The sequence below is a fragment of the [Actinomadura] parvosata subsp. kistnae genome, assembly GCF_900323885.1.
In the GTDB taxonomy this organism is placed as follows: domain Bacteria; phylum Actinomycetota; class Actinomycetes; order Streptosporangiales; family Streptosporangiaceae; genus Nonomuraea; species Nonomuraea composti.
In genome coordinates, this window is sequence record NZ_OOHJ01000018.1 from 2449065 (window position 1) to 2474931 (window position 25867).

The 25867-nt window shown below is 71.8% G+C and carries 27 protein-coding genes; 15 read left to right on the plus strand and 12 right to left on the minus strand.

All coding sequences use genetic code 11. The annotated features are described in order from the left end of the window. The first annotated feature begins 7 nt into the window (after window positions 1-7). Entirely contained in the window at window positions 8-877 is an 870-nt protein-coding gene (locus KIS93_RS31330; RefSeq protein ID WP_080044256.1) for a LysR family transcriptional regulator, read from the plus strand. Here KIS93_RS31330 and KIS93_RS31335 read toward each other — a convergent pair. After that, entirely contained in the window at window positions 858-1445 is a 588-nt protein-coding gene (locus KIS93_RS31335) for a TetR/AcrR family transcriptional regulator (protein WP_186404525.1), read from the minus strand. The genes KIS93_RS31330 and KIS93_RS31335 overlap by 20 nt on opposite strands. Window positions 1446-1528: 83 nt before the next feature. Here KIS93_RS31335 and KIS93_RS31340 point away from each other — a divergent pair, with 83 nt between their 5' ends. Continuing rightward, a complete protein-coding gene (locus tag KIS93_RS31340; RefSeq protein ID WP_080044254.1) occupies window positions 1529-2485 on the plus strand; it encodes a quinone oxidoreductase family protein in 957 nt (318 codons plus the stop codon). Here the strand turns inward: KIS93_RS31340 and KIS93_RS31345 are convergent. Both KIS93_RS31345 and KIS93_RS31350 read right to left on the minus strand, forming a co-directional pair. Then, complete coding sequence (locus KIS93_RS31345) at window positions 2482-3420, minus strand: serine hydrolase domain-containing protein (protein WP_080044253.1); 939 nt, start codon at window positions 3418-3420, stop codon at window positions 2482-2484. The two genes, KIS93_RS31340 and KIS93_RS31345, sit on opposite strands and share 4 nt — an antisense overlap. Window positions 3421-3461: 41 nt before the next feature. Then, window positions 3462-3986 (minus strand): flavoprotein, encoded by a 525-nt coding sequence (locus tag KIS93_RS31350; protein ID WP_080044252.1) that lies wholly within the window; start codon window positions 3984-3986, stop codon window positions 3462-3464. A gap of 203 nt (window positions 3987-4189) precedes the next feature. On the opposite strand from KIS93_RS31350, the gene KIS93_RS31355 reads away from it, so the two are divergent. The 4 genes from KIS93_RS31355 to KIS93_RS31370 all read left to right on the plus strand — a co-directional run bounded on the left by KIS93_RS31355 (window position 4190) and on the right by KIS93_RS31370 (window position 6462). Next, window positions 4190-4762, plus strand: coding sequence for an RNA polymerase sigma factor (locus KIS93_RS31355; protein ID WP_080044251.1), 573 nt, complete (start codon window positions 4190-4192; stop codon window positions 4760-4762). Beyond that, complete coding sequence (locus tag KIS93_RS31360) at window positions 4755-5081, plus strand: hypothetical protein (protein WP_230465710.1); 327 nt, start codon at window positions 4755-4757, stop codon at window positions 5079-5081. Before KIS93_RS31355 ends, KIS93_RS31360 begins: the two co-directional genes overlap by 8 nt. Window positions 5082-5181: 100 nt before the next feature. Then, window positions 5182-5853 (plus strand): hypothetical protein, encoded by a 672-nt coding sequence (locus KIS93_RS31365; protein WP_080044250.1) that lies wholly within the window; start codon window positions 5182-5184, stop codon window positions 5851-5853. 51 nt (window positions 5854-5904) lie between these two features. Continuing rightward, window positions 5905-6462: a thymidylate synthase family protein gene (locus KIS93_RS31370; protein WP_080044249.1), complete on the plus strand. Its 558-nt coding sequence runs from the start codon at window positions 5905-5907 to the stop codon at window positions 6460-6462. Window positions 6463-6469: 7 nt separating this feature from the next. On the opposite strand, the gene KIS93_RS31375 is transcribed toward KIS93_RS31370, so the two are convergent. After that, a complete protein-coding gene (locus KIS93_RS31375; protein WP_080044248.1) occupies window positions 6470-7906 on the minus strand; it encodes an MFS transporter in 1437 nt (478 codons plus the stop codon). Between the two features lie 66 nt (window positions 7907-7972). Continuing rightward, complete coding sequence (locus tag KIS93_RS31380; protein WP_080044247.1) at window positions 7973-8701, minus strand: class I SAM-dependent methyltransferase; 729 nt, start codon at window positions 8699-8701, stop codon at window positions 7973-7975. Between the two features lie 127 nt (window positions 8702-8828). On the opposite strand from KIS93_RS31380, the gene KIS93_RS31385 reads away from it, so the two are divergent. The 3 genes from KIS93_RS31385 to KIS93_RS31395 all read left to right on the plus strand — a co-directional run bounded on the left by KIS93_RS31385 (window position 8829) and on the right by KIS93_RS31395 (window position 11938). Further along, window positions 8829-10199 carry an LCP family glycopolymer transferase gene (locus KIS93_RS31385; protein WP_080044246.1) on the plus strand — a complete coding sequence of 457 codons (1371 nt, stop codon included), beginning with the start codon at window positions 8829-8831 and terminating at the stop codon, window positions 10197-10199. A 295-nt stretch (window positions 10200-10494) separates the two neighbouring features. Then, window positions 10495-11424, plus strand: a complete 930-nt coding sequence (locus KIS93_RS31390) for an ATP-binding protein (protein WP_080047398.1) — start codon at window positions 10495-10497, stop codon at window positions 11422-11424. A 127-nt stretch (window positions 11425-11551) separates the two neighbouring features. Continuing rightward, window positions 11552-11938 carry an SCO5389 family protein gene (locus KIS93_RS31395; protein ID WP_080044245.1) on the plus strand — a complete coding sequence of 129 codons (387 nt, stop codon included), beginning with the start codon at window positions 11552-11554 and terminating at the stop codon, window positions 11936-11938. 47 nt (window positions 11939-11985) lie between these two features. On the opposite strand, the gene KIS93_RS31400 is transcribed toward KIS93_RS31395, so the two are convergent. From KIS93_RS31400 to KIS93_RS31410, 3 genes are read right to left on the minus strand one after another with little or no spacing between them, the layout of a single operon-like run. Continuing rightward, on the minus strand, window positions 11986-12963 hold the full coding sequence (locus tag KIS93_RS31400; protein WP_080044244.1) for an LLM class flavin-dependent oxidoreductase: 978 nt from the start codon (window positions 12961-12963) through the stop codon (window positions 11986-11988). A gap of 40 nt (window positions 12964-13003) precedes the next feature. After that, entirely contained in the window at window positions 13004-13675 is a 672-nt protein-coding gene (locus KIS93_RS31405; protein ID WP_080044243.1) for a ribonuclease HII, read from the minus strand. Window positions 13676-13708: 33 nt separating this feature from the next. Continuing rightward, window positions 13709-14731: a LysR family transcriptional regulator gene (locus KIS93_RS31410; RefSeq protein WP_080044242.1), complete on the minus strand. Its 1023-nt coding sequence runs from the start codon at window positions 14729-14731 to the stop codon at window positions 13709-13711. 79 nt (window positions 14732-14810) lie between these two features. On the opposite strand from KIS93_RS31410, the gene KIS93_RS31415 reads away from it, so the two are divergent. The 3 genes from KIS93_RS31415 to KIS93_RS31425 all read left to right on the plus strand — a co-directional run bounded on the left by KIS93_RS31415 (window position 14811) and on the right by KIS93_RS31425 (window position 20145). Continuing rightward, window positions 14811-16085 (plus strand): pyridoxal phosphate-dependent aminotransferase, encoded by a 1275-nt coding sequence (locus KIS93_RS31415; protein ID WP_186404526.1) that lies wholly within the window; start codon window positions 14811-14813, stop codon window positions 16083-16085. A 153-nt stretch (window positions 16086-16238) separates the two neighbouring features. Next, the gene (locus KIS93_RS31420; RefSeq protein WP_080044240.1) at window positions 16239-16883 is read left to right on the plus strand and encodes a GNAT family N-acetyltransferase; all 645 of its coding nucleotides are present in this window, start codon (window positions 16239-16241) and stop codon (window positions 16881-16883) included. A 256-nt stretch (window positions 16884-17139) separates the two neighbouring features. After that, entirely contained in the window at window positions 17140-20145 is a 3006-nt protein-coding gene (locus KIS93_RS31425; RefSeq protein WP_080044239.1) for an AfsR/SARP family transcriptional regulator, read from the plus strand. Window positions 20146-20403: 258 nt separating this feature from the next. Here the strand turns inward: KIS93_RS31425 and KIS93_RS31430 are convergent, their stop codons facing one another. Then, window positions 20404-21807 carry a DUF7059 domain-containing protein gene (locus tag KIS93_RS31430; RefSeq protein ID WP_080044238.1) on the minus strand — a complete coding sequence of 468 codons (1404 nt, stop codon included), beginning with the start codon at window positions 21805-21807 and terminating at the stop codon, window positions 20404-20406. Between the two features lie 154 nt (window positions 21808-21961). Here KIS93_RS31430 and KIS93_RS31435 point away from each other — a divergent pair, with 154 nt between their 5' ends. Continuing rightward, window positions 21962-22264, plus strand: a complete 303-nt coding sequence (locus KIS93_RS31435) for a hypothetical protein (RefSeq protein WP_080044237.1) — start codon at window positions 21962-21964, stop codon at window positions 22262-22264. A gap of 20 nt (window positions 22265-22284) precedes the next feature. On the opposite strand, the gene KIS93_RS31440 is transcribed toward KIS93_RS31435, so the two are convergent. From KIS93_RS31440 to KIS93_RS31450, 3 genes are read right to left on the minus strand one after another with little or no spacing between them, the layout of a single operon-like run. After that, entirely contained in the window at window positions 22285-23253 is a 969-nt protein-coding gene (locus KIS93_RS31440) for an NAD(P)-dependent oxidoreductase (RefSeq protein WP_155128865.1), read from the minus strand. A 54-nt stretch (window positions 23254-23307) separates the two neighbouring features. Next, window positions 23308-23904 carry a TetR/AcrR family transcriptional regulator gene (locus KIS93_RS31445; protein ID WP_080044235.1) on the minus strand — a complete coding sequence of 199 codons (597 nt, stop codon included), beginning with the start codon at window positions 23902-23904 and terminating at the stop codon, window positions 23308-23310. Window positions 23905-23908: 4 nt separating this feature from the next. After that, entirely contained in the window at window positions 23909-24415 is a 507-nt protein-coding gene (locus tag KIS93_RS31450; protein WP_080044234.1) for a GNAT family N-acetyltransferase, read from the minus strand. A gap of 59 nt (window positions 24416-24474) precedes the next feature. Between KIS93_RS31450 and KIS93_RS31455 the strand changes: the two genes are divergently transcribed. Continuing rightward, on the plus strand, window positions 24475-24942 hold the full coding sequence (locus KIS93_RS31455) for a winged helix-turn-helix transcriptional regulator (RefSeq protein ID WP_080044233.1): 468 nt from the start codon (window positions 24475-24477) through the stop codon (window positions 24940-24942). Between the two features lie 123 nt (window positions 24943-25065). Beyond that, window positions 25066-25866, plus strand: coding sequence for an SURF1 family cytochrome oxidase biogenesis protein (locus tag KIS93_RS31460; protein WP_080044232.1), 801 nt, complete (start codon window positions 25066-25068; stop codon window positions 25864-25866). The last annotated feature ends 1 nt before the right edge of the window (window position 25867 follow it).

The following is a 25867-nucleotide window of genomic DNA, read 5'->3' on the forward strand; positions in this document are numbered from 1 at the left end:
TGAGCTTATGCTCGACCCACGCAAGCTCCACCTCCTCCGCGAGCTGGCCCGGCGCGGCACGATCGCCGCGGTCGCCGAGGCGGTCACGTTCACGCCGTCGGCCGTCTCCCAGCAACTCAGCGCGCTGGAGCGGGAGGCGGGCGTGCCGCTGCTCGAACGCACCGGCCGCACGGTCACGCTGACACCCGCGGGGCACCTGCTGGTCGAGCACGCGCAGGCCGTCCTGGAGCAGCTCGAACGCGCGTCGGCCGCGCTGGCCGCCGCCCGCGGCGGGCCGTCGGGGCCGCTGCGCATCGGCGCGTTCCCCACGGCGGCCCGCGTGCTGCTGCCGCCCGCCCTCGCCGGCCTGACCGGCGCGCACCCCGGGCTGGAGCCCATGGTGGCCGAGATCGACCCGGCGGACGTCTCGGCGGCGCTGCGCGCGGGCGAGCTGGACGTGGCGCTCGTGCACGAGTACGACTTCGTCCCGCCCGTCACCGACGCCTTGATCGAGACGGAGCCGCTGTTCAGCGAGCCCATGTACCTGACCGACCGGCCCTCGGTCGCCGCCGCCCGCACCGACGCGTGGATCACCGGCAAGCCCGGCACGCTCTGCCACACGATGGCGATCAGGGCCTGCCAGGCGGCCGGGTTCGAGCCGGTCGTGCGGCACCACGTCGACGACTTCGACACCGTGCTCGCGCTGGCCGCGGCCGGTCAGGGGGTGGCGCTCGTCCCGCACCTGGCGGCGACCGCGCCGCCGCCCGGCGTGCGGCTCACCCGCCTGCCGCTGAGCCGCCGCACGCTGGCCGCGTTCAGGAAGGGGAACGGCGGCCACCCGGCGATCGTCGCCGCCGTGACAGCCTTCCGCTCAGCCGTCACCCACCTGCCCCTCTGAACAGCCCTTTGACCAGGTCGGCGAAGCCGGCCGCCAGGCGCTCGTGCTCCCCGGCGCGCAGCTGGCTCGCGATCGGCTCCATGTGCAGGGTGCCGAGCAGCATGTGGGCGATCTCCTCGGCGTCCACGTCGGGCCGCCCCTCCGCGATCAGCCCGGACACGTGCCGGTGCCAGGACACGTAGATCGGGTTGTCCTCGCGGCGCTCGCCCTTCGCGGTGAGGACGGCGTGCTCGTGCGCCGCCATGAGATTCCCGTTGCGCGCCCCCAGCTCGGCCACCCGCGCGAGGAACGCGACGAGCCGCGCCTCCGGCTCCGCGCCCGGCCCGAGCGGCGGCGGCCCTTCGGCGACGGCCTGCTCCAGCTCGCGGGCCCGCTCGGCCATGAGCTCGCGCATGAGCCCCGTACGGCTGCCGAAGCGGTGGAAGACCGTCCCCTTGCCGACGCCGGCCGCCGTGGCGACCCGCTCGACGGAGACCTGCTCGGGCGGGTGCCGCCGGAGCAGCTCCTCGGCCGCCCGCAGGATGGCCTGCCTGTTACGGGCGGCGTCGGCCCGCTCTCGACGTTCCATCCGGCAATTCTTTCCCATGGACAAAATTGACCAGCGGTCCATATAGTAAATGGACCATCGGTCAACTTGAGAGGCATGATGTCATGCGCGCGATCGTTCTGACAGCGACCGGCGGGCCGGAGCAGCTCCAGCTCACCGACCTCCCCCGCCCCCGGCCCGAGGAGGGCCAGGCGCTCGTCCGCGCCCAGGCCATCGGCGTCAGCTTCGCCGAGACCCAGATCCGCGCGGGCGTCCTGCCGTTCCCGCTCCCCCTGCCCGCCGTGATCGGCGCGGAGGTGGCCGGCGAGGTCGTCGAGGTGGGCGCGGGCGTGGACGAGAAGCTGCTCGGCGCCACGCTGGTCGGCGTGACCGGCGGGCTCGGCGCCTACGCCGAGTACGTGGCGCTCCCCGCCGCCCTCACCTGCCCGGTGCCCGACGGCGTGACCCCCGAGCGGGCACTGGCCGCGGCGGCCCCCGGCGCGCTCGCGCTCGCCCTGCTGCACAAGGCGGCGCTCACCGGCGGGGAGACGGTCCTGGTCGAGGCCGGCACCAGCTCGGTCGGCGCCCACCTGGTACGCCACGCCAAGGAGTTCGGCGCCGGCCACGTGATCGCCACCGCCGGATCCCCCGCCAAGCGCGCCCGCGCCGCCGAGCTGGGCGCCGACACCGTCCTCGACCACGGCACCCCCGGCTGGCCCGACGGGCTGCCCGAGAACGTGGACGTGGTCTTCGAGTCGATCGGCGGCACGTCGGCCGGGCAGGTGCTCGCCCACCTCACCCCCGGCACCGGCCGGATGCTCTACTACGGCCTGCTCAGCGGCGAGCAGGCCGCCGTCACCGCCGCCGACCTCATGCCCCGCGGCGTGACCGTGACCGCGTGCAGCGGCGCCGCCTGGGCCGGGCAGGTCTTCGGCACGCACTACCCCGAGCTGCTGGCCCGGCTCGCGTCCGGGCGCGCCGAGGCGGACATCGCCCGCACGCTCCCCCTGGAGCAGGCCGCCGACGCCCACCGCCTCCTGGAGAGCCGCGCCGTGACCGGCCGCGTCCTGCTCATCCCCTAGGGTTCGAGAACGGCGTCCAGCACCGCCTGCGAGCTGCCCAGCCCCCGGTCGTACTCCCCGGCCGTCACCGCCACGACCAGCCTCTTCTCCGGCACCACGACGAGCCGCTGCCCCCCGTTCCCGATCCCCTCGGCCATCCGCCCGTCCCGGCTGAGGTACCACTGGTAGCCGTACCCGCCGCCGCCGTCGGTGACGACCCGGGGGCGCAGCATCTCCTCGATCCACTCGCCGGGCACGATGCCGCGCCCGCCGTCGAGCACGAGCTGCCCGACGGCGGCCAGGTCGATCGGCCGCAGCCGCAGCCCCGACGCCGCTCGCGCGGCGCCGTCGTCGCCCATCGACCACTCGAACGCGGAGATGCCCAGCGGCTCGAACAGCCTGGCCGCCGCGTACTCGGGCAGCGGCCGGCCCGCCCCGCGCGTGATGATCTCCCCGATCAGGGCGGACGCGCCGCCGCAGTAGTGCCACCGCTTGCCGGCCTCCTCCACGACCGGCCGCTCCAGCACGTAGCGGTGCCGGTCGGGCGCGAGCTCCATCGCGATCTCGCTGTTGGCCGGGTCGGTGTACGGCAGCTGCTCGTTCCACTCCAGCCCGAGCGTCATGGTCAGCGCGTGCTCGATCGTCAGGTGCTCCCGGCCCGGGAGGTCGTACTCGGGGAACTGCCGCACCAGCGACGCCCCCGGCTCCGGCACCAGCCCCTCACCCAGCGCGATCCCGTACACGACACCCACGACGCTCTTCGACACGGACCTGAGGTCGTGCAAGGTGTCGCGGCCGAACTCCACGTGCCCGAGCGGCATGTTCAGCGCGTGGTCGGGCCCGGCGCCGTACCGTTCGAGCACGACCTCCCCGTCACGCAGCACCACCAGCCCGTGCAGGTGCGGCGTCCCGCCCGCGCGCAGGACCGCGTCCACCCGCTCCGTCATCCCCACCATGGAACCTCCTTCAGCATCGGTCTCTGTCCAGGCATAGGCCCTCACACGGTGTCAGAGGCAAGCGCGCCCGACGGCCGCGCGCCCAGCTCCTCCAGCGCCCGCTGCCAGGGGTTGTCGCCCGGGTCGAGCACGATCCGCACCCCGTCCGCGCGCAGGTCGTCGAGGCTGCGGCGGTAGGGCGTGCGGGCGGCCAGCGCGTCGTTCACGAACGGCAGCACGACCACCGGGATGCCCAGCCCCGGCGCCTCCGCCAGCACGCCGAGCGCGTAGGTGTCGGTGATGCCCTGGGCGAACTTGTTGATCGTGTTGAACGTCGCCGGCGCCACGATCATGGCGTCCGCCCTGGGCGGTTTCGGCTCGTGCGGCTTGCGGTAGCGGCTGCGTACCGGGCGGCCCGTCCGCCGCTCCAGCTCGGCCTCGTCGATGAAGGCCAGCGCGGACGGCGTGGCCACGATCTGCACGATCCAGCCCGCGTCCTGGGCGAGGGTGACGAGCTCGCCCACCCCGGACGCCGATTCGGCGGCACTGACGATGACGTAGAGGACGTCGCCGGCTGCTTCGGTCACGCGATGCGCTCCTCAGGGGAAGGTGGTTCACTCACGTCCAGGATTCCCCACCCGAATCCTCCGTGACGGGCGGCGCCTCTCATAAGCGAAGAAACCCGAGAACTGGGAGGTTGTCGTGTCCGTTGGCATCATCGCCGCCGTCGTCGTCGCGGCCGTGCTCGTCTGCGCGTGCGTCGTGACCCTGCGCAGGAGGAGGCGCTCCCGTGGCTGAGGCGACCTGGCCGGGCGAGCGGCTGATCGTCGCGGCGCAGCGCGGGGACGTCGAGTCGATCTCCGCGCTGGTGTCCGGCTCGCACCCGCACGTGCGGCGCTTCGCCCGTACGTTGTGCGCCACGCCCGAGGACGCGGAGGACGCCGCGCAGGAGGCGCTGATCATCCTCTACCGGAAGATCGGCACGTTGCGGGCGACCGGCGCGCTGGCGTCGTGGATGTTCCGCATCGTGCGCAACGAGTGCCTGCGCCGCGCCCGCCTGACCCTCCGGCACCCGCCGCCCGTCGTGCCGGCGGCCTACGAGGCCGAGCGGCCGGCCGCGTCGTCGGCCGAGGACGAGGTGCTGCGGCGGCTCGAGGCCGACAGGGTGGCGGCGGCCATCGCCGCCCTGCCCGCCGACCAGCGCAACGTTCTGATCATGCGCGACATCCAGGGGCTGAGCGGGCGGATGGTGGCCGGGGCGCTGGGCCTGAGCGTCGCGGCGATGAAGTCGCGGCTGCACCGCGCCCGCGCGGCGGTGCAGCGCACGCTGGAGAGCACGTCCTGGGGAGGCGACGATGACTGACGGACGGAACTACGGCGGCAAGGCGAGGGGCGGCGGCGCGACCGGCGCAGCGGCCGGTGAGGGGAGCTTCGCGAGTGCGTCGCTGGCGCGGCACCTGGTGCGGGGCGCGGCCGGGTTCGGCGCGTTGATCGGCTCGGTCGCGCTGATCCCGGTGCTCGGCCTGGTGAGCCTGGTGCTGGCCCCGCTGGGCCTGCTCGTCCTGCGCGGCTGCCCGATGTGCTGGATGATCGGGCTGGCGCAGACCGTCTCGATGGGCCGGCTGCGGCGGCAGTGCGTGGACGGCCGGTGCGAGCTCGTCCGGGCGCCCGATTCCCCCTGACTCCCCCGAGTCGAGATTTGTTGGAACAATTGGTAGGAATCTCAGCCCCATTCCCGAAAAATGCGCTCATACTGGAGTTACAGCAACCAGGAGCGCGCTCATGCGGAAGATCCCCCATCGCATGGCCCAGGAGGACGGCCTCGCACCGAACCACTTCCTCCAGCTTGCCGCGGTGGACTTCAACGGTGTCTACGCGGTTCACTTAGCCGCCAAGGAGGAGCGGCTGAAGATGACCAGGCTCGCACTGAGCCTGCTGTCGGGGCCGTTCTTCGCCGCCATCGCGCTGGCCAGCGCCAAGGTGGTCGACCCGCAGAGCCTCACCAGGTGGCAGGACGTCCCGTGGTACCTGTTCGCCCTGGTCATCGCGTTCGGCGTGCTGAGCGTGCTGCCGTTCCTGCGCCTCATCGAGGCCGTCAACGCGCACGCTCGCACCGCCCGCGCGATCAACAACTTCCGGCTGCTGTACTCCACGAAACTGGGGGACGAGCTCGACTGGACGCCGAACCTGCCGGTCGATCCGCGTTTCCCGGAAACCTACGCACCGCTCGCCTGGCCGGGCATCAACGTCATGGTGCTCGCCACGGTGAACTCGACCTACCTCACCGTCGGCGTCACCGGACTGAGCGGCCAGGAGCCGAACCTGCTCCTGCTCATGACCGGCATCCTGCTCGTCGCGCTGGTGCACTACGGCGTCTACTACGTCCGCTGCAACGTCAGCAGACGGCGCCGGCTTCCTCGCAACCCGTACCGAATCACGAATATGGAGGGATAAATGCCCGGCCCAGCAGAATGGGCGTCATGTGGGGAGGCGTGGATCAGGTTGATGCGCCACGTATGGTCGGCGGGAACGCTCGCCGACGACGATCGGGGCCCCGTCATCGAGGCGCCGTCCGTGCTGTTCGAGATCGCGAGGGTCAGCGGGGACGATCCGATCATCACCCGGTACGGCGACGCCGACCGGCTGGCGCTCTACCGCAGGAAGTTCAGCGAGCAGACGGTGGTGCCGCCGTTCAAGTACAGCTATGGGGCGAGGATGAGCGGCCAGCTCGGATGGGCGGCCGACCTGCTGCGGATCAAGCCGTACAGCAAGAGCGCGTGGATCTCGCTGACCGCGCCCGGCGAGGCCTACGACTCGGTGCCGTGCCTGGTCGGGCTGGCGTTCCGGATCAGGGAGGGCGCGCTCGTCATGACCGCGACCTTCCGTTCCCAGAACGCCTACACCAGCTACCTCAACTACCTGCCGCTCGCTGACCTGCACGCCTCGATGGCCGCCAAGCTGGAGGTGGGGCGGGGGCCGATGCGGGTGTTCGTGGACGTCCCGCACCTGTACCTGTCCGACAGCCCGAGGGTGTTCCCCGTCATGTGGCGTGCCCTTTCCTGAACGCCGGTCAGGTGGTGGCGGGCGCCGTCGAGAGCGGTGCCGCGATGTCCTCCAGGCCCTTGCGCTCGGCCTTGACCCCGAGGAACACCTCGACCAGGCCGGCGGCGATCATGATGATGCCGCCGATGGAGAACGCGAGGGCCGTGTCACCCGGCACCCCGCTCTCCACCAGCGAGGAGAACACCAGCGGCCCCGCGATGCCGCCCGCCGCCGTCCCGACCGCGAAGAAGAACGCGATGGCCATCGCCCTGGTCTCCATCGGGAAGATCTCGCTGACGGTCAGGTACGCCGAGCTCGCCCCTGCTGACGCCACGAACAGCACCACCGACCAGCACGCCGTGAGCGTGACCGCCGTGAGCATGCCCTGGTTGAACAGCCAGGCGGTGCCCAGCAGGAGCACCCCCGACCCGATGTACGTGGCCGAGATCATCGGCACCCGGCCGACCGTGTCGAAGAGGTGGCCGAGCAGCAGCGGGCCGAGGAAGTTCCCGACCGCGATCACCGCGAAGTAGTAGCCCGTGTGCGTGTCGATCTTGAAGAACGTCGACAGGATCTGCGCGTACCCGAAGGTGATCGCGTTGTAGAGGAACGCCTGCCCGATGAACAGCGACAACCCCAACACTGTCCGCTTGGGATAGAGCGCCACCATCGTGTGCGCGATCCGCACGAACCCGATCGACTTGCGCTGGTGAATGGTGATCGACTGCTCCGGCTCCCGCAGGTCGTGCTTGCCGATCTGCTCCTCGATGTCGTCCACGAGCCGTTCGGCCTCACGGTCCTTGCCGTGGATGAACAGCCAGCGCGGGCTCTCCGGGACGTGCCGCCGTACGAGGAGGATGGCCAGGCCCAGCACCACGCCCAGCCCGAACGCGACCCGCCAGCCGATGTTGACCGGCAGGTCGTTCAGCAGCGGCACGGTCAGCAGCGCGCCGCCGGCCGCGCCGAGCCAGTAGCTGCCGTTGATGATGATGTCGATGCGCCCGCGGTGCCGGCTCGGGATGAGCTCGTCGATGGCGGAGTTGATGGCCGCGTACTCGCCGCCGATGCCGAACCCCGTCATGAACCTGAACAGGAAGAACCACCACGCGCTGAACGAGAACGCGGTCAGCAGCGTCGCCACCAGGTACACGACGAGCGTGATGATGAACAGCTTCTTCCTGCCGAACCGGTCGGTCAGCCAGCCGAAGAACAGCGCCCCGGTGCAGGCGCCCGCCACGTAGAGCGCGGCGGCCACGCCCGCGACCTGCGCCTGGGTGATGTCCAGGCCGCTGCCCGGCTTGGCGAGCTGCGCCGACAGGTTTCCGACGATGGTGACCTCGAGCCCGTCGAGGATCCAGACGGTGCCCAGGCCGATGACGATCATCCAGTGCCAGCGGGACCACGGAAGCCGGTCCAGCCGCGCGGGCACCTTGGTGGTGACGGTGCCGGTTTCCACGTCGCTCATAGGCTCCTTCGGATACCCGGCGAGCGCCGGGTAAACGCTTTCTACCCGCGCTTTCCAGCCGTGCTTTTACCCGGCGGGCTTCCTGGCCTCCACGATGCCGGTGCTGAACCACGGGCCGCCGTACCAGAACCGCCAGCCCGCGTCCCGCCGCCGCACGTCCACCACGCCGAGCCCGCGCAGCGTCTCCTCGTACTCGGGGGTGTGCTGGAAGTCGGCGACCAGCATCAGCCCGCCGGGCCGCAGCACCCGGTACGCCTCCCGCACCGCCTGCTCGCGCCCCTCGGCCGCGGGGATGTTGTGGATGGCCTGGCTGGAGACCACCACGTCGAACGCGTCGTCGCCGAACGGCAGGTCACGCATGTCGCCCGTGACCAGCTCCACCCGCTTGGCGACGCCTTCGGCCTCGGCGTTCGCCCTGGCCACCTGCTCGGTGTTGCCCGACTGGTCCTTGGCGCGCCAGATGTCGACGCCGGTGGCGCTGCCGTGCTCCAGCCGCTCGGCCGCCAGCATCAGCACCGCGCCCCTGCCGCAGCCCAGGTCGAGCAGCCGCTCGTCCCCGCGTAACCGCCGCAGCTCCGCGTCCCAGACCACGAACTTGCCGCGCCGCGTCGTGTAGAGGTAGCTCGCCGCGCTGGCCAGCGTGTAGAGCGCCCCGGCCAGGAACGCGATGCCGGCGGCGAGGATGTCGAGCGCGAACGAGACCACCGCCAGCGCCGCCAGGGCGAGAGCGCCGAGGACCAGACCGGCCAGCGCCCAGGGTGCGTCGAACCCGTAGCTTCCGTGTCGCTTGCTCACATTCACGTTATATCTCAATGTGGTCTTGACGGGTATTTGACCGAAGCATTCCCTTACGCACCACCTGTAACGCACTGAGCCTGACTACGGTGACTTGGATGGGCACACACTGGGGGTTTGACCAGGCATGACGGGAGCAGAACGGCGATTCGGCCTGGGCGCCGGCATCGCGCTCACACTCGCCTCAGCCCTGCTGTGGGGCGTCGCGCACCTCGCCACCGAGCGGCGCAGGACCGGCCTCGCGCTGATGGCCGCCTACGTCGTGATGCTGGCCGCCGTCCTGACCGTCTTCACCGCCTTCAGCGCCCGCCTGCTGTCGCTCGCCGTCCAGCCGCACTGGCTCATCTGGCTCACCGTCGCGCTCGTCGCCATCGCGCTGGCGTGGACCGGCGTCATCATCTGGTCGTTCCTCCTCGTCCGGCCCGCCCGCTCCGACAAGGTCGGCCGCTTCCTCACCACCACCCTGGCCATCGCGCTCTGCGCGCTCGTCCTCGCGCCCACCGCGTACGCGACGCGGCTGGCGTACCTGTCGCGCGACGTCGTCAACACCCTCTTCTCGCCCACCAACACCGCCACCCCTGTCATGGCCCAGGACCCGTGGAACGGCGCCGAGCGGGTCAACTTCCTGCTCCTCGGCGGCGACTCAGCGCCCAGCCGGCCCGGCGTACGCACCGACAGCATGACCGTGGCCAGCGTGGACGTGGAGACCGGCGACACCGTCCTGTTCGGCCTACCGCGCAACCTGCAACGCGTCCAGCTCCCCGCCGGCCCCGCCAGGGACCGCTTCCCGTACGGCTTCACCGGCGCGGGCCCCGACACCCCCGGCCTGCTCAACGAGGTCTTCCAGTACGCCGAGGACCACCCCGACATGGTGCCCGGCGCCCCCAAGGGCCAGCGCGGCCCCACCCTCCTCAAGCAGACCGTCTCCGACATCCTCGGCCTCCCCGTCGACCACTACGCGATGGTCGACATGAAGGGCTTCGCCGAGATCATCGACGCCATGGGCGGCGTCCAGGTCACCATCAAGGAGCCCATCGTGTACGGCCGGCACCGCGAGGGCCTCCTCCCCGCCGGCACCCGCAAGCTCTCCGGCGCCGAAGCCCTCTGGTACGGCCGCTCCCGCACCGACAGCGACGACTACGTCCGCATGGGCCGCCAGAAGTGCCTGCTCAACGCCGTCGCCAAGCAGGCCGACCCGGTGACCGTGCTCAACAGCTTCGAACGCCTCGCCGCCGCCACCAAGCGCGCCATCTCCACCGACCTGCCGCAGGACCTGCTGCCCGCCGTCGTGGACCTGTCCCAGAAGGTCAAGAACGCCAAGATCCGCAGCCTCAACTTCGTCCCGCCCCTCATCAGCACCGTGGACCCGGACTGGTACCTGATCCGCCGCAAGGTCTCGGACGCCCTGGAGGAGCACGCCTCCACCCGCTCCGCCCCTGCCCACACCCCGTCCCCCACCCCCGACACCCCCATCAACCTCGACGCCACCTGCACGTAACCCCCCGGCCCCACGCCCCACCACCCCTCTCACGCCCTGTCCTGCGAGCCGATCGGCGCCAAGCTGGAACGCTGGAGGACCCCACCCCGCCCTCCCACACCCGCCCACGAGGCGCAGCATTCGCCCCTGGCCCTGTTGCCTGAGCGAGGTGTGCCGCGCATTTGCCTGCACATCCCCTCAAAAGCGCCAGCCGGAATGCGGCAGGCAAGGGAAACGGCCTCGATCCGAGGATGCCTGTGGCATGATGGTGCACGTCCGGAACGGAAACGATTTTCATCCTCACCTGGAGCAGACCGTGAGAGTGGCGTTCGTCGGAAAGGGCGGCAGCGGCAAGACGACGATGTCGGCCCTGTTCGCCAGGCACGTGGCAGCCCAAGGCGCCCCCGTGGTGGCCATGGACGCCGACATCAACCAGCACCTGGCTCTCGTGCTCGGTCTCGACGAGCAGCCGGAGCCCCTGGGCGCCCACCTCACCGAGATCAAAGACCGGCTGCGCGGCACGAACCCGCGCATCGCCTCGGCCGAGAGGATGGTGAAGACCACCCCGCCCGGCCGCGGCTCCACGCTTCTGAGCTTCGAGGACCTGGCCACCGACCCTTACGGCCTGACCACCCCCGACGGCCTGCGCCTGCTGGCGACGGGCCCGTTCAGCGAGGACGACCTGGGCGTGGCCTGCTACCACTCGAAGGTGGGCGCGGTCGAGCTGCTGCTCAACCACCTGGTCGACGGCCCCGGCGAGTACGTCGTGGTGGACATGACGGCCGGCGCCGACTCGTTCGCCTCGGGCCTGTTCACCCGCTTCGACCTGACGTTCCTGGTGGCGGAGCCCACCCGGCAGGGTGTCGGCGTCTACCGGCAGTACCGCGAGTACGCCGCCAAGTACGACGTGGCGCTCGCCGTGGTCGGCAACAAGGTGCACGGCCCGTCCGACGTCGACTTCCTGCGCGAGCACGTCGGCGACGACCTGCTGACCTGGATGGAGCACTCGGCGGCCGTCCGCGCGATGGAGCAGGGCCGCCACTTCACGCTCGACGACCTGGAGCCGGCCAACTCCGACGCGCTGGCGCTGCTCCGCAAGACGCTCGACGAGCAGGAGAAGGACTGGGCCCGCTTCGGCCGCCAGACGGTGGAGTTCCACCTGCGCAACGCCCGCGCCTGGGCCAACGAGCGCACCGGCGCCGACCTCGCCGACCAGGTGGACCCCGATTTCGTCTACGGCCCCTGACAAACCCCGGCTCCACGACCCCTGAAACCGCACCCGACAGCGCACACGACTGTGCCCGCGAGGTCTCTGGAGCGCACACCTCCGGCGATCTAGCGTCAATGTGAACCCCCCTTCGAGAGGAGACAGCATGTCGCTGACCGTTCCGAACGATCTGCTCGACCAGGCCAGAGCCGGTGAGGTGGACGACGCGGCGTTCCTCGCCTGCGTCCGCGACTCTCTGCCCTACGCGTGGTCGCTGATCGAAGAGCTGGTCAAGCAGCGTGAGCACAGCGGGGCCGAGTTCGCCGACAACCAGGTGCCGCCGCCGTCAGAGGAGGCTCGCGGCCAACTCCTGCGCTGCCTGGCGAGCGACTCGATGCGTGGCGCTCTGGAGCGTCACTACGGCGTGCGCCTGGCCTTCCAGAACTGCCACCGGGTCGCCGTCTTCGACCCGACGGCGACGGAGGCTCTGGCCGATTTCGTCACCCCGCGCGCGCAGATCCTCAACCAGAAGCCGGAGCTCGTCGACTGCTGAGCCCCGCCCGGTGGGCCGGTCACCCGCCCGGCCCACCTCGGCCCCTTTCAGGGCCGCAGCAGTGGCAGCACCTCGGCCCCGAGCCTCCTGATGTTCGCAAGCGTCCGCTCGTGCTCCCCCATCCCCTCCACGAGCAGGATGAAGTGCTCGATCCCGGTGCGCTCGGCGGTCCGCAGCAGCGTCCCGGCGCAGTGCGCGGCCGAGCCGACCGGATGGATGCGGGTCAGCAGGTCCACGTACGCGCCGGCGTCCCGCACGCGACGCGGCCGCCCGTCGACCGGCACGTAGCCGGCCAGCCCGGGCCCCAGCCAGGCCGGCATCCGAGCCCGCAGCTCCCGCACCGCCTCGGCGGTCGAGTCGGCCACATAGGCGACCCCTGCCGCGATGTGCCCTCTGTGCGTCCCCGCCGTCCCGTACCGCTTGACCAGGGCGGCCTTGTCGTCGTCCCCGATGTGCATCCCCAGCAGCATGGGCAGCCCGCGGGCGGCGGCCAGCGCCACGGTGGCCTCGGAGGTGCAGGCGACGACGGGCCGCAGCCGCGCCCCCGGCACCACCGTCACCTCCCTGAACCGGAAGAACTCCCCGTCGGCCGCCACGGACCCGCCGGACAGCGCGGCGAGCAGCAGGTCGAGCGATTCGGCGAAGCCGCGCTCGTACCGTCCGAGCCCGGTCCCGAACACCTCCAGGTCCACCCAGGGCCCGCCCCTGCCCACGCCGAGCGTGAACCGCCCGCCGGACAGGTGGTGCAGCATGGCGGCCTGCTCGGCGAGCGCCACCGGATGCTGGGTGGACAGAACACTCACAGCGGTGCCGAGCCCGATGCGCGTGGTCCTGCCGATCGCGAGCGCGGCCAGCGTCACGGGCGACGGGCACACCCCGTACGGCATGAAGTGGTGCTCGGCGATCCACGCGTCGTCGAACCCGGCCTCCTCGGCCGCGACGATCCACTCGACGGCGTCGGCGAGCACGCGCCCGGGCTCCTGCCCGGGGAACAGTCCGGCGACGACAAAGATCCCGATCCGCACTCCCCGAGTGTCGGCCGATCGGGGCAGGCGCAAACCCGCGTCACGCGAAGAGGGTTTCCTGCCCTTCGCCCGCCAGAGGATCGCGATGATGCTTGAGATGCCGCCATTGGGGCAGCTCGTCAAGGTATGACCAAGAAAGCCGATGGTGCGGAGTCGGCCCCAGCCGGGCGAGGGCCTCCTGGTGCGCGGGTGACGGGTAGCCGGCGTTCTCGGCGAAGCCGTACTCCGCGCAGCCGATCGTGGCCATGTACGCATCGCGCCGCACCTTGGCCAGCACGGAGGCGGCGGCCACCGAGATGCTCGCCGCGTCGCCCTTGACCTCCAGCCGCACCGGCCACGGCGCGCCGATGTAGTCGTGCTTGCCGTCGAGGATCACCGCGTCGGGGCGGACGGGCAGGGCCTCCAGTGCCCTGCGCGCGGCCCTGCGCAGCGCCTCGGTCATGCCGAGCGTGTCGATCTCGTGGTGGGTGGACTCGCCATAGCCGATGCCGATCGCCCAGCCGGCCAGCTCCAGTGCGAGCGGCCCGCGCCTGGCCTCGGAGATCTGCTTGGAGTCGGTCAGCCCGGCGGGTGGCTCGCTGAGGTCGGTGACGACCGCGCACACGGTGACGGGCCCCGCCCAGGCGCCGCGCCCCACCTCGTCCACGCCCGCGACCGTGCGGATGCTGGGCTGGGAGAGCAGGAGCTGCTCGATGTCGTACGTGGGCGCCATAGCCGCAGACGTTATCGCGAAAGCGCCCGGAGCTCATTCGCCGAAGGAGCGGCCCACGTCGTCGCCGGTGAAGCGCACCGGCCCAGCCTGCGGCTCGTCCCCGGCGGGCGCGTGATCGCGGCTGCGTTCGGCGGGCCGCACGGGGTCGAGGTCGGCCGCGAGGTAGCGGGCGGCCACGTGGATGGCCCGCAACGTCACGGACACGGACGGCCGGTGCACGCTGGAGCCGCGCGCGACGGCGTGCACGTCCCGCCCGACGGGGTTGCCGGGGAACTGGCGCACGGCCAGCCCGCGTACCCCGGCGGCGAGGGCGAGCGCGGGCACGGCGGCGATGCCGATGCCCTTGGCGACCAGCGACAGGATGGTGCCCAGCCCTTCGAACTCCCACGGCGTGGGCCGGGTGCCGCCGACGTCGACGAGCAGGCGGTCGACCGCCAGCCGGGAGGGCTCGCCGTCGGGTGTGGCCATCCACGGCTCGTCGCGCAGCTCGCGCAGGTCGAGCGGCACGGCGGGGTCGGCGAGGCGGTGCTTGCGCGGCACGACGAGCACGAGGGGGTCGCGCAGGAGCGGGAAGACCCGCAGGTTCTCGCTGTCGCGGACGCCGCCGTACCAGTCGTCGACGAGCGCGATGTCCACTTCGCCGGACTGCACCTCGCGCATGCCGCGCCCGGACCTGCTCTGGCCGAGCCGCAGCGTCAGCTCGGTGTGGCGGCGCAGCGACCGGGCGAGGGCGGGCGCGAACGCGACCGCGGCCGTGGGGAAGGCGGTGACGACGACGCGCCCGGCGGGTTTGCCGGCGTGCGCGGACAGGTCGGACTCGGCCTCCTCGACCATGGACAGGATGCGCTCGGCGTGCTGGACGAGCCGGCGGCCGGCGTCGGTCAGCTCGGCGCTGCGTGCCGTGCGGTCGATGAGCGCCGTGCCGGTCTCGCGTTCGAGCGCGGCGAGTTGCTGGGAGACGGCCGAAGGACTGTAACCCAGCGACTCGGCGGTCGCCACGATGCTGCCCTTCCGAGCGAACTCGCAGATCAGGACCAAACGCCGCAATTCGAGCATCAGACTTCCTTATGCCTACCCACAAAAAGCCTCGCTTGTGCTGATGCCTTCATCCAACCACTCTGGGAACGTGACAAACATGACCGTAACCTTGTCCGCCACTCTGGCGGCGAATGAGGACATCGAACGAAGACGACGCGCCGGGGACCGCGTGCTGCACCTGGCCTTCGGCGAGGCCGGTCTGCCCGTCCACCCGGCGCTGCGCGACAAGCTGGCCGCCGCCTCCGAGCGCAACGGCTACGGGCCGGTCGCGGGGGCGTCCGGGCTCCGGGCCGCGGCGGCGGGCTACTGGACACGACGGGGGCTCGTCACCGACCCCGAGCTGGTCGTCAGCGGACCGGGCAGCAAGTCGCTGCTGTACGGCCTGCTCCTGGCGATCGGCGGCGACATCGTCATGCCCATGCCCAGCTGGGTCAGCTACGCCGCGCAGGCCGATCTCGTGGGCTCGCGCCCCATCCTGGTGCCCGCACCACCAGGAGAGGGCGGAGTGCCGGATCCGGAGCTGGTGGTCAGGGAGGTGCACCGCGCCAGGGCCCAGGGCCGCACCGTCAGCTCCGTCCTGGTGACGCTGCCCGACAACCCGACGGGGCGGCTGGCCCCGCCGGCGACCGTGGCCCGCCTCGCCGAGGTGGCCCGCGAGCTCAACCTGACGATCATCTCCGACGAGATCTACCGCGACCTCGTGCACGACCCGTCCCTGCCCTACACCTCGCCGGCCGAGCTGGCGCCCGAGCGCACGATCATCACCACCGGGCTGAGCAAGAGCCTCGCGCTGGGCGGCTGGCGCATCGGCGTGGCCAGGCTGCCGGAGAACGCGCACCTGCTGCGCCGCCGCCTGCTGGCCGTGGCCAGCGAGATCTGGTCGGCGCCCGCGGCTCCCGTGCAGGAGGCCGCCGCCTACGCCTTCGGCGACCCGCCGGAGCTGACCGAGCGCATCACCCGCAGCCGCAGGCTGCACGGCGTGGTCGCGCGGGCGGTCCACGAGAGGTTCGTCGCGGCCGGGGCGGACGTCCCCGTGCCCCAGGGCGGCTTCTACCTCTATCCCGACCTCGGGCACCTGCGGCTCGGCGGCTCGGCCGAGGTCACCAAGCTCCTGCTGGAGGAGCACGGCATCGGGGTCCTGCCAGGGCACGCCTTCGGCGACGACCCCTCGGCCGCCCGGGTCCGGGTCGCGGTGAGCCTGCTCTACGGCGACACCGCCGAGGAGCGCCTGGCCGCTCTGAACAGCCCCGATCCGCTCGGGCTCCCGTGGATCGCCGACAATCTCGACTTCCTCTCGGCGGGCCTGCGTGAGCTGTCGCCGAGCCGCCACGCCGTGCCGCCGAAGCCGCGTGCCGCCCTCTGCGGCGGCTAGGGTCACGGTTAGGCGAATCTTTCCCCAAGAGCGGGTTTACCGTCCCCCAAAAGGGGCCTCTGACCTGCGAAAACTCCGCAGCGGCAAAACCTCGCGAAAGTTGGGTCGCACGGCCTGGTTACACGTACGTCAGGCAACCCCCATCATGTGCTCATGCCCGCTCTTGTCACCTTGCCCGGACGCCTCGTGCGTCTGGAGCCTCTCAGCCTCGCGGCGGTCGATGACCTGGTCGCCGCGGCGAGTGAAGACCGCTCCACCTACACCTTCACTCGCGTCCCGAACGGCCGGGACGAGGTGGTCTCCTACGTGGAGGCCGCCCTGGCTGAGCAGGCGGAGGGCCGCACGTTGCCCTTCGCCATCCGGTGGCTGAACACCGACCGCGTGGTCGGTGCCACCCGTCTCATGCACCTGGAGTACTGGCAGGGCCCCATGCCCTGGCCTCCGGGTACACGCGGTGCGGTGGGCGACGTTCCGTCCGTGGCCGACATCGGTTACACCTGGCTGGGCGCCAGCGCCCAGGGCACGGGTGCGAACCGGGAGAGCAAGTTCCTCCTGCTCTCGCACGCCTTCGACACGTGGGACGTCCACCGCATCACTCTCAAGGCAGACGTACGCAACACCAGATCCCGGGCCGCCATCGAGGCACTCGGCGCACACTTCGACGGGGTGCGGCGAGCGGATAGCCGAGGCGCCGACAACACGGTCCGAGATACCGCCTTCTACTCGATCCTGAACTCCGAATGGCCGCTCGTCCGCGAGCGGCTGCTCATGAGGCTCGGACTGGTCGAGGCGGCCTGACCCTTGTCCACCGACGGCCCCGCCCGAAATTGGAGGGCGGGGCCGGTATTTTTTCCCGCCTGTACAAGCTCTACATGACACACGCCCCCGCGATGCGTATCACGCCGGCTCCGCTATCAGCATCCGGGGACGCGCTCAACACCTGATTGACGGCGGATCGACGCACAAGTGAACGATCTACCTGCATCTAGGTGACGAGCAACGATGGATCTATCATTTGGTCACAAATCGTTCCATTGGCTTGGAGACAGACGGCATGGCTGGTCAGAGCGTTGAGAGCGGGCTGCGGTTCGCCGTGCTCGGTCCTGTCCGCGCGTGGCGTGATGGCCAGGAACTCGACCTGGGCACCCCGTTGCAGCGTTCGATCCTCGGCATGCTGCTCCTGCGCGAGGGCCACGCCGTCACCCCCAACGAGATGATCGACGCCGTGTGGGGCGAGGACGCGCCGCCGCGGGCCCTGGGGGCGCTGCGCACGTACGTCTCCAGGCTGCGCACCGTGCTCGAACCCGACCGGCCCGCCCGCTCCCGCCCCGAGCTGCTCACCTCGATCGGCCGCGGCTACGCGCTGCGCCTGCCCGAGGACGCCCTCGACCTGACCCGCTTCGAGCGCGGCATCCAGCAGGCCGAGTCGGCGCGCAAGGCCGGCCGGCTGGCCGAGAGCGCGCGGGCCCTGCGGGCCGCGCTGGCCCTGTTCGAGGGCGAGCCGCTGGCCGGCACCGTCGGCCCCTACTCCGAGCACCAGCGCGACCGCCTGGTGGAGCGGCGCATCAGCGTCATCGAGACGCTCATGGACGTGGACCTGGAGCTCGGCAACCACGCCGCGATCGTGTCGGAGCTGATCGCGCTCACCGCCGACCATCCGCTGCGCGAGCGGCTGCGCGCCCAGCTCATGCTGGCCCTCTACCGCTGCGGCCGGCAGGGCGACGCGCTCAGCGTCTTCACCGAGACGCGCGAGGCGCTGATCGACGAGCTGGGCATCGAGCCGGGGCCCGAGCTGTCCGCCCTGCACCAGCGCATCCTCGCCGCCGACCCCACGCTCGCCGCCGCCGAGGTGCCCGAGGAGGAGCCCGCGGGCGAGGAGGAGCAGCCCCAGCCGGCGCTGGAGCTGCCGCGCCCCGCCCAGCTCCCGGCCGCCGTCAGCGACTTCACCGGCCGCAAGGAGGTCGCGGTCCGCCTGCGCACGCTCCTGTCGGCCCAGCCGGCGGCGGAGGGCGTGCCGATCGCGGCCATCTCCGGCATCGGCGGCGTCGGCAAGACCACGCTGGCCGTGCACGTGGCGCACCTGGTGGACGACGTCTTCCCCGACGGCCAGCTCTACGCCGACCTGCGCGGCTACACCGACCACGCCATCGCGCCCGAGTCGGCGCTGGGCGGCTTCCTGCGCGCGCTCGGCGTGCCTCCCGACGTCATCCCCGAGGCCCCCGCCGAGCGCTCCGCGCTCTACCGCTCCATCCTGGCCGAACGCCGCATCCTGGTGCTGCTGGACAACGCCCGCGACGCCGCCCAGGTCAGCCCGCTGCTGCCGGGCACGCCCGGGTGCGCGGCCATCGTCACCAGCCGGGGCAAGCTGGCCGACCTGCCGTCGGCCAAGCTCGTGGACCTCGACGTGATGGAGCCGGACGAGGCGCTGTCGCTGTTCTCCTCGGTCGCCGGGGCCGAGCGGGTCGCGGCCGAGCACGGCGCCGCCATGGACGTGGTGGCCGCGTGCGGCTTCCTGCCGCTGGCGGTGCGGATCGTGGCCTCCCGGCTGGCCGCCCGCCCCTCCTGGACGGTCGCCTCGCTGGTGCCAAGGCTGGCCGACGAGCAGCGCCGCCTCGACGAGCTGCGGGTGGGCAACCTCGCGGTGGAGGCCACGTTCGCGCTCGGCTACGGGCAGCTCACCTCCACCCAGGCCCGCGCCTTCCGCCTGCTGTCGCTGCCGAACGGCCCCGACATCTCCGTCGGCGCCGCCTCCGCCGTGCTGTCGATGAGCGGGTTCGAGGCCGAGGACGTGCTGGAGTCGCTGGTGGACGCGAGCCTGCTGGAGGCGCCGGCGCCCGGCCGCTACCGCTTCCACGACCTGCTCAAGCTGTTCGCCCGCAAGGAGCTCGACCGGGGCGAGCGGCCCCAGGCCCGCACGCTGGCGCTGCGCCGGCTGCTCGGCTTTTACCTGGCCTCGGCCCAGTCGGCGCACACGCTCGCCTACGAGGGCAGCATGATCCCGGCCAACCTGGTGGTCGTCGGCAGCGGCCTGACCTTCACCAGCGTGGACGAGGCGGTGGCCTGGCTGATCGCCGAGGGCGACTCGCTGTTCGCGGCCATCGACCAGGCCGCCGCGACCGCCCGTACCGCCGAGCAGCTCCTGCCCGCCGCCGACCTGCTGGTGGCGATGGAGCCGCTGCTGGAGGCGGGCACGCACACGCGCGAGTTCGACCACAGCACCCGGGCCGTGCTGGCCACCGCGCTGGCCAACGGCGACCAGGGCAGCGAGCTGCGGGCCCGCTACGTGCTGGGCCGCGTGCTGTTCGCCGACAACCGGCTCAAGGAGGCCGAGCAGCACTTCAGGGTCGTGCACGAGCTGTCGCGGGCCCGCCGGGAGAAGATCGTCACCGGCGAGGTGCTGAACGCCCTGGCCGTCGTCGTCGGCCGCCAGCGCCGCCACACCGAGGCGCTGTCGCTGTTCGACGCGGCCATGCGCTGGTACCGCGAGAACGGCGTGCCCGCCGGCGAGGCGCTGGTGCTCAGCTACTCGGCCCGCGACCACCTGGGCCTGGGCCGCCCCGAGGACGCGATCGCGGCGGCGGAGAAGGGCCTGGCCATCTTCACCGAGATCGGCAGCGGCGCCGGCACCGCGCGTGCCCGCTACCATCTCGGCATCGTGCTGAGCCGGGTGGGCCGCCTCACCGAGGCCGTGCACCACCACGCCGAGTGCCTGGCCTTCTTCCGCGCCAGCAGGCAGCGCGTGTGGGAGCAGCGGGTGTGCTCCCGGCTGGCCGAGACGTTCATCGCCGCCGGGCGGTATCCCGACGCCGTCCGCCACGCCGAGCAGGCGCTCGTGGTCGCCCGCGAGATCGGCCACCCGTACGGGGAGGCGCTCTCGCTCACCGTGCTCGGCAAGGCGCTGCGCGGTCTCGGCAGCACGACGAGGAGCCTCGCCTGTCTACGGCAGGCGTTCGACATCTTCACCCGGCTCGGCGCTCCGGAGGCCGGCGACCTCAAGGTCCTGCTCGACAGCCTCGCCACTCCCGAACCCGCCGGCGACGGGCCCGTCGTCGAGTCCTGAGTACAGCTCGTCGTCCAGACGTGTCATCCACACATGGTTGATCAAGGCTGTCCCTAGGCGATCGAAGGTGTTCAGCCCGGCCGGCCATCCTGACCGTCGCGCGTCGCTAGGGGGCCCGGTTATCCGGATGCTCCGCGCGACGGCTAGCCGCCTCACTTTCGGACGACCGGCCGGACCTGACACGGCCCTCGAACCCCCCAGGTCCGTGTCCTGGGTCACACCCTCCACCACCGGGGTTGACGTCGAATCAACAGCCGATTAAAGGAGGAAGTAACCCTCCGCGATCAAGGGCCTGACCGCGTCGGAGTCGGGGATCTCGCCGTCTCCGACCAGCTCGGCGATCACGTTGAGCAGCGGCCCGAGCGCCAGCTCGCCGTCGCACACGCCGGCCAGCGCCGCCTCGACCGTGCCGACCTCCCTGCTGCGCCGCAGCCCCTGCGTCTGCCGCAGCACGATGCGGATCGGGTCTTCGGCGCCCGGCAGCCCGATGCGCTCGTCGAGCAGCCCTTCGGCGGTACGCAGCAGCGCCGCGTCGAGGTTCTCTGCCCGGTGCGCGGTGGCGATGGCGTCGACCACCTCGTCCACGTAGTCGCCGACCGGCAGCGCCACCTGGTGGGCCAGGTGCTCGACGCGGACGACGGGGTCGAGCGTGCCGGAGTTGCGCATCGTGATCCAGCCGAACCCGATGCCCTCGACCCGCCGCTCCTCGAACCAGCCCAGCCAGCGGTCGTAGTGCTCGGTGTAGGCCGGGGTGCCCTGCTCGGCGGCGTCCTTGAGCCACAGCTCGACGTACTCGGCCGGGTCCTGGACGTCGCGCTGCGCCACCCACGCGTCGCAGCCGGTCTCCCGCAGCCAGCCGCCGACGCGGTCGTGCCAGTCCTCGCCTTCGACGTGCAGCCAGTTGGCCAGGAAGTGCGCCTGGCCGCCGGGGTTGAGGTGGAGGGGCGTGCGGCGGACGAGGTCGCGGCAGAAGTCGTCGCCCTCGAAGCCCGACTCGCGGTAGGTCAGCCGGCCGTCGCGGGCCGGCGCGATGACGAACGGCGGGTTGCTCACGACCAGGTCGAACAGCTCCCCCTCGACCGGCTCGAACATGGAGCCCGCCCGCGCGTCCACGTCGCCGACGCCGGACAGCTCCCAGCTCAGCCGGGCCAGCTCCAGGGCGCGCGGGTTCACGTCGGTGGCGACGATCCGCTCGGCCCGCCCCGCGAGGTGCAGCACCTGCACGCCGCAGCCGGTGCCGAGGTCGAGCGCCCGCCCGACCGGGCGGCGGGTGACGAGCTGAGCCAGGTTGGCCGAGGCGCCCCCGGCCCCCACCACGTGATCGGGCCGCAGCGCGGGGTCACCGGGGCGCACCTTCCTGTCGGAGACGAGGTAGCCGCCGGTCTGCCACGGCTGCAGGTGCACGGTCGCGACCACCTGGTCGCCGTCAGGCCGCACCAGCCCCGAGCCGAGCACCTCGGGCGCCAGCGCCTTGGCCGGCACCGGAACGCCCAGCCACCACAGCCTGATCAGCGTGCCCAGCGGGTCTCCGTCGGCGGTGGCGCGCAGGGCCGGGATCAGCTCCTCGCGGGCCAGGGCCGAGGCCGCCATGCTGCCCAGGCGTTCGCGTACGCCGTCGATCGTGTATCCGGTTTCGAGGAGATGATGGCGCAGTCGTTCCACAAGTGCATCCTTTCACCGCCGGCTCACGAGCATGATCTGATACCGACAGTGCTCATACTGTTACTTAAGCACCCAAGCATTCTGCAAGCGGCGGACAAGTGACGCGCGGTATCTCTATGCGTACCGACACGCACGTCCCCGAGGAGCGGACACCATGCTGATCCCTTGCCTGGCCTGTGAGTCCCGCTTCAAGCCCGACGAGTACTTCAGCGCCTGCTCCGACTACAACCGGGGCCTCGACCTGGTCTCGTGGACGTGCCCGCGCTGCGGCAACCGCGACGACCTGCGGGTGCTGCCGGGTGAGCTGGGGTTCGGCTATCCGCATCGGGGCCGGTTCGACGTGCACGACAGGGTGCGGGTGCCCGGTCTGCGCCGGCAGCGGGGCGACCTGCGGCTGGACATCTCGCTCGACCGCGCGAGCTGGCGGGTTCCGACGCGGGTGCGCCAGGTCGCTTGATCTTCAGGCGGGCCTGACCTTCAGGCGGGCACGTACGCGTGCGTCGGCCGCTCGCCGCGCAGGAGCCGCGCGATGTCCTCGACCAGCGTCTCGGCCAGCTCTTCGTGGCTCTCTCCGGTGGCCTCGCCCAGGCGGGGCGTGAGCACCACGTTCGGCAGCCGGGTCAGGGGGTGGGCCCGGTCGAGCCATTCGCCCTCGAAGTGGTCGAGCCCCGCGCCGCCCACCTGGCCCTCGCGCAGGGCATCGACCAGGGCCCGCAGGTCGTGCAGGGCGCCGCGCGAGGTGTTGAGGTAGATCGACCCTGGCCGCATCGCGCCGAACTCGGCGTAGCCGAACAGGCCGCGCGTCTCCTCGGTGAGCGGCACGTGCAGGGAGACCACGTCGGCCTCGGCGAGCAGCGCGGGCAGCGTGTGGGTGGCCTCGGCCACGAACGGGTCGCAGACGATCACCCGCATGCCCAGGCCCTCGCAGCGCCAGCGCAACGCCCTGCCGACGCGGCCGAGGCCGACGATGCCGACCGTGCGCCCGGTGAGCCGGCGGCCGCGGTGGCGCTGCGCCGGTGGCACCCGGTTGTGGTGGACGGGGCCGTGGTAGACGCGCCCCCTGCGGATCTCGCGGTCGGCGCTGACGATGTTCCTGCTCACCGCGAACAGCAGGGCGAGCGTCAGCTCGGCGACCGCCTCCGAGTCGCGTTCGGGAGCGTGCAGGACGGTGACGCCGCGCTCGGCGGCCAGCGCCAGGTCCACGCTCGCGGGCGGGCCCATGCTGGCCACGACGTCCAGGTGCAGGCCGAGCACCGACGTGCGCACCTGGTCGCCGTCGGTGATGAGCACGGTCGCGCCGGTCTCGATGACCAGGTCGGCCAGTTGCTCGTCGGTGAAGCCGAGGCTCGGTCGTGCGGGAACCTCGGTCAGCTCGGCGATCTCGCCCAGGCGGGCGAGCGCGCTCTCCGGCAAGGCGGGCAGCACCAGCGCCCGAGGTCGTCTCACATTTGGACAATAACACCACAGACGGTGCTCAGATCATCGCTCCCCGCGAAGGGCTCACTCCGCCCGCTGGCGCAGGCTCTGCCAGGCCGCCTCGCCCAGCCCCTTGATCTCCTCCTCGGTCGGCGTGTGCGCCCCCGCGAACCACAGCCGGCACATTTCCTGGGCCGGGCCCAGCCACAACACGTAACACATGGTCGCGTGGACGGGCTGGAGCTGTCCGTTCTTCATGTGCGGCCGCCACCAGTCGGAGACCTGGCGGAAGAACGCGCGCCGCGCCTCGGCCACCTCGGCGCCGCCCGGCTCGTTCTTGCGCGGCGGGCGCTCGCTGATCAGCAGCCTGGCCCGCTCGGGGTGCTCGCCCGCCCACCGCATGTGGAAGGCCACGATGGCCTCGATGCCGGCGCGGGCGTCCTCGTGGCGGACCAGCTCGGCCAGGAAGGCCGCCTGGTAGGCGTCGAGGATCTCGCCGTACAGCACGCCGAAGACGTGCTCCTTGCTGGCGAAGTGGTGGTAGAAGCTGCCGACGCTGACGCCGCTTTCCTCACGCAGGCTGGCCAGGGTGGTGGCGGAGACGCCGTCCTGGCTGAAACGGCGGAGGGCGCCCTCGATGATGCGGGTACGGCCGTCGCGTCCGTTCTTGACACTCTTCACACTGTCAATGGTGTGGTACCAGAACCTTGTTCCGCAAATAGGCCAGCCTGTCGATCATAGCGGTCACCTCGACCGTACCGGAAGAGACCTTCATCGTGGCGTCCGGCCAGAGCCGCCGGACGAGCCTGAGCACGCGCCGGTTCTCCCCCATGACGTCCATGCCGACGGTCGTGGCGCCGCGGACGGAGGCGCGCAGCAGCAGCACGTCCACCAGCTCAGGGCCCAAGCCGCGCCCCTGCCACTCGTCGGCGACGACCACGGCGATCTCCACGTCGGCGCAGCCGCCCCTGAAGCTCATGGCGTGCGCGACGATCTCGCCGGTCTCGGTGGTGGCGACGAGCGCGTCGCGCCGCTCGTCCACCGACAGCAGCGCCTTGACCAGGGCGGCGGCGGGGGTGGAGACGCCGGTGAAGAACCGGAGCGTCTGCGTGTGCAGCGACAGGCCGGCGAGGAAGCGTCTGATCCGCTCCTCGTCGTCCTGGCGGGCCGGGCGGATCTGGGTTCCCTGCATAGACCCAGCCTGCTCTCCGACGGCTGAGTCTGTCAACTGAACTCAGGTATAATGCAAAAATGAACGTTCCCTTCCGGGTGAACAACTGCTCGATCGAGCGCACCCTGGACATCGTCGGGGAGAAGTGGACCTTCCTGGTGCTGCGCGAGGCGTTCAGCGGCGTGCGGAGATTCGCCGACATGCAGGCGATCACCGGCGCTCCCCGCCAGGTGCTCAGCGCGCGCCTGGCCCGGCTGGTCGACGAGGGCCTGCTGCGCAAGGAGCCCTACCGCGAGCCGGGGCAGCGGCAGCGCGACGAGTACCGGCTCACCGAGAAGGGCCGCGACCTCTATCCCCTGCTGGTCGCGCTCATGCACTGGGGCGACAAGCACCTCTCGGGTGACGAGGGGCCGCCGGTCCTCCTCACCCACCGTGACTGCGGCGCCCCCATCGAGCTGCACTTCCGCTGCGCCGACGGCCACGAGGTGGGCGGGCCGCGCGAGGTCACCCCGGTTCCGGGCGAAGGCGCCGACCTCCGGAGCGCCTGAGCCTCCCGAGCGGCTGAGCTTTCCTGAGCGCCTGAGCGCCTGAGCTTTCCTGAGCGCCTGAGCCTTCCACCTGGAGCGCGCCTGAGTTCAGGACCACCGCCCCCGGTGCCTAACCTGGAAGGCGTGTACCGGTTCCTGCTGACGCCCAGATGGCTCGCGCTCCACGTGGTGGTGCTCCTGGTCATCCCCGCCTTCGTCCTCCTCGGGCGCTGGCAGTTCGGCCGGTTCGAGGAGCGCTCGGCCAACAGCGAGCGCGTCACCGCCAACATCGAGGCCGCGCCCGTGCCCCTGGAGCGGCTGGCCGGCCCTGGGCAGCAGGTCAAGGAGGACGACCGGTTCCGGCGGGTCACCGTCGCCGGCACGTACGACACGAGCCACCAGCTCGTCGTCCGCCGCCGCCCCCAGGATGGCCACAACGGCTACTACGTCCTGACCCCGCTGGTGACCGGCGCCGGCACCGCCGTGATCGTCAACCGGGGCTGGGTGCCGGCCGGCGCCACCGCCGACGCCGCGCCCGAGGTGCCCGCGCCGCCCGCCGGGCAGGTAACTGTAACGGGGCGGCTACGCCCCAGCGAGACCGAGGAGAACAGCGGGATCACCGACCGGCCCGGCCTGCCGCCCGGCCAGGTGCTGCTGATCGACGCCGGCAAGATCGGCCAGGGGCTGCCCTACCGCCTCGTCGGCGGCTACGTCGAGCTGACCGAGCAGCAGCCCAAGCCCGCTGCGGCGCCCGCGCCGGTGCCCGAGCCCGACGTCGGCGCCGGGGGCGGCCTCAACCTCGCGTACGGCGTCCAGTGGTGGCTGTTCATCGGCATCGCGATCGCCGGCTGGGTGCTGCTGATCAGGCGCGAGCTGGCCGAGCGCAGGGCGCAGGAGGCCAAGGAGGCGGCCGGGGTCACGGAGGCGGCGACACCCGCCAATTAAT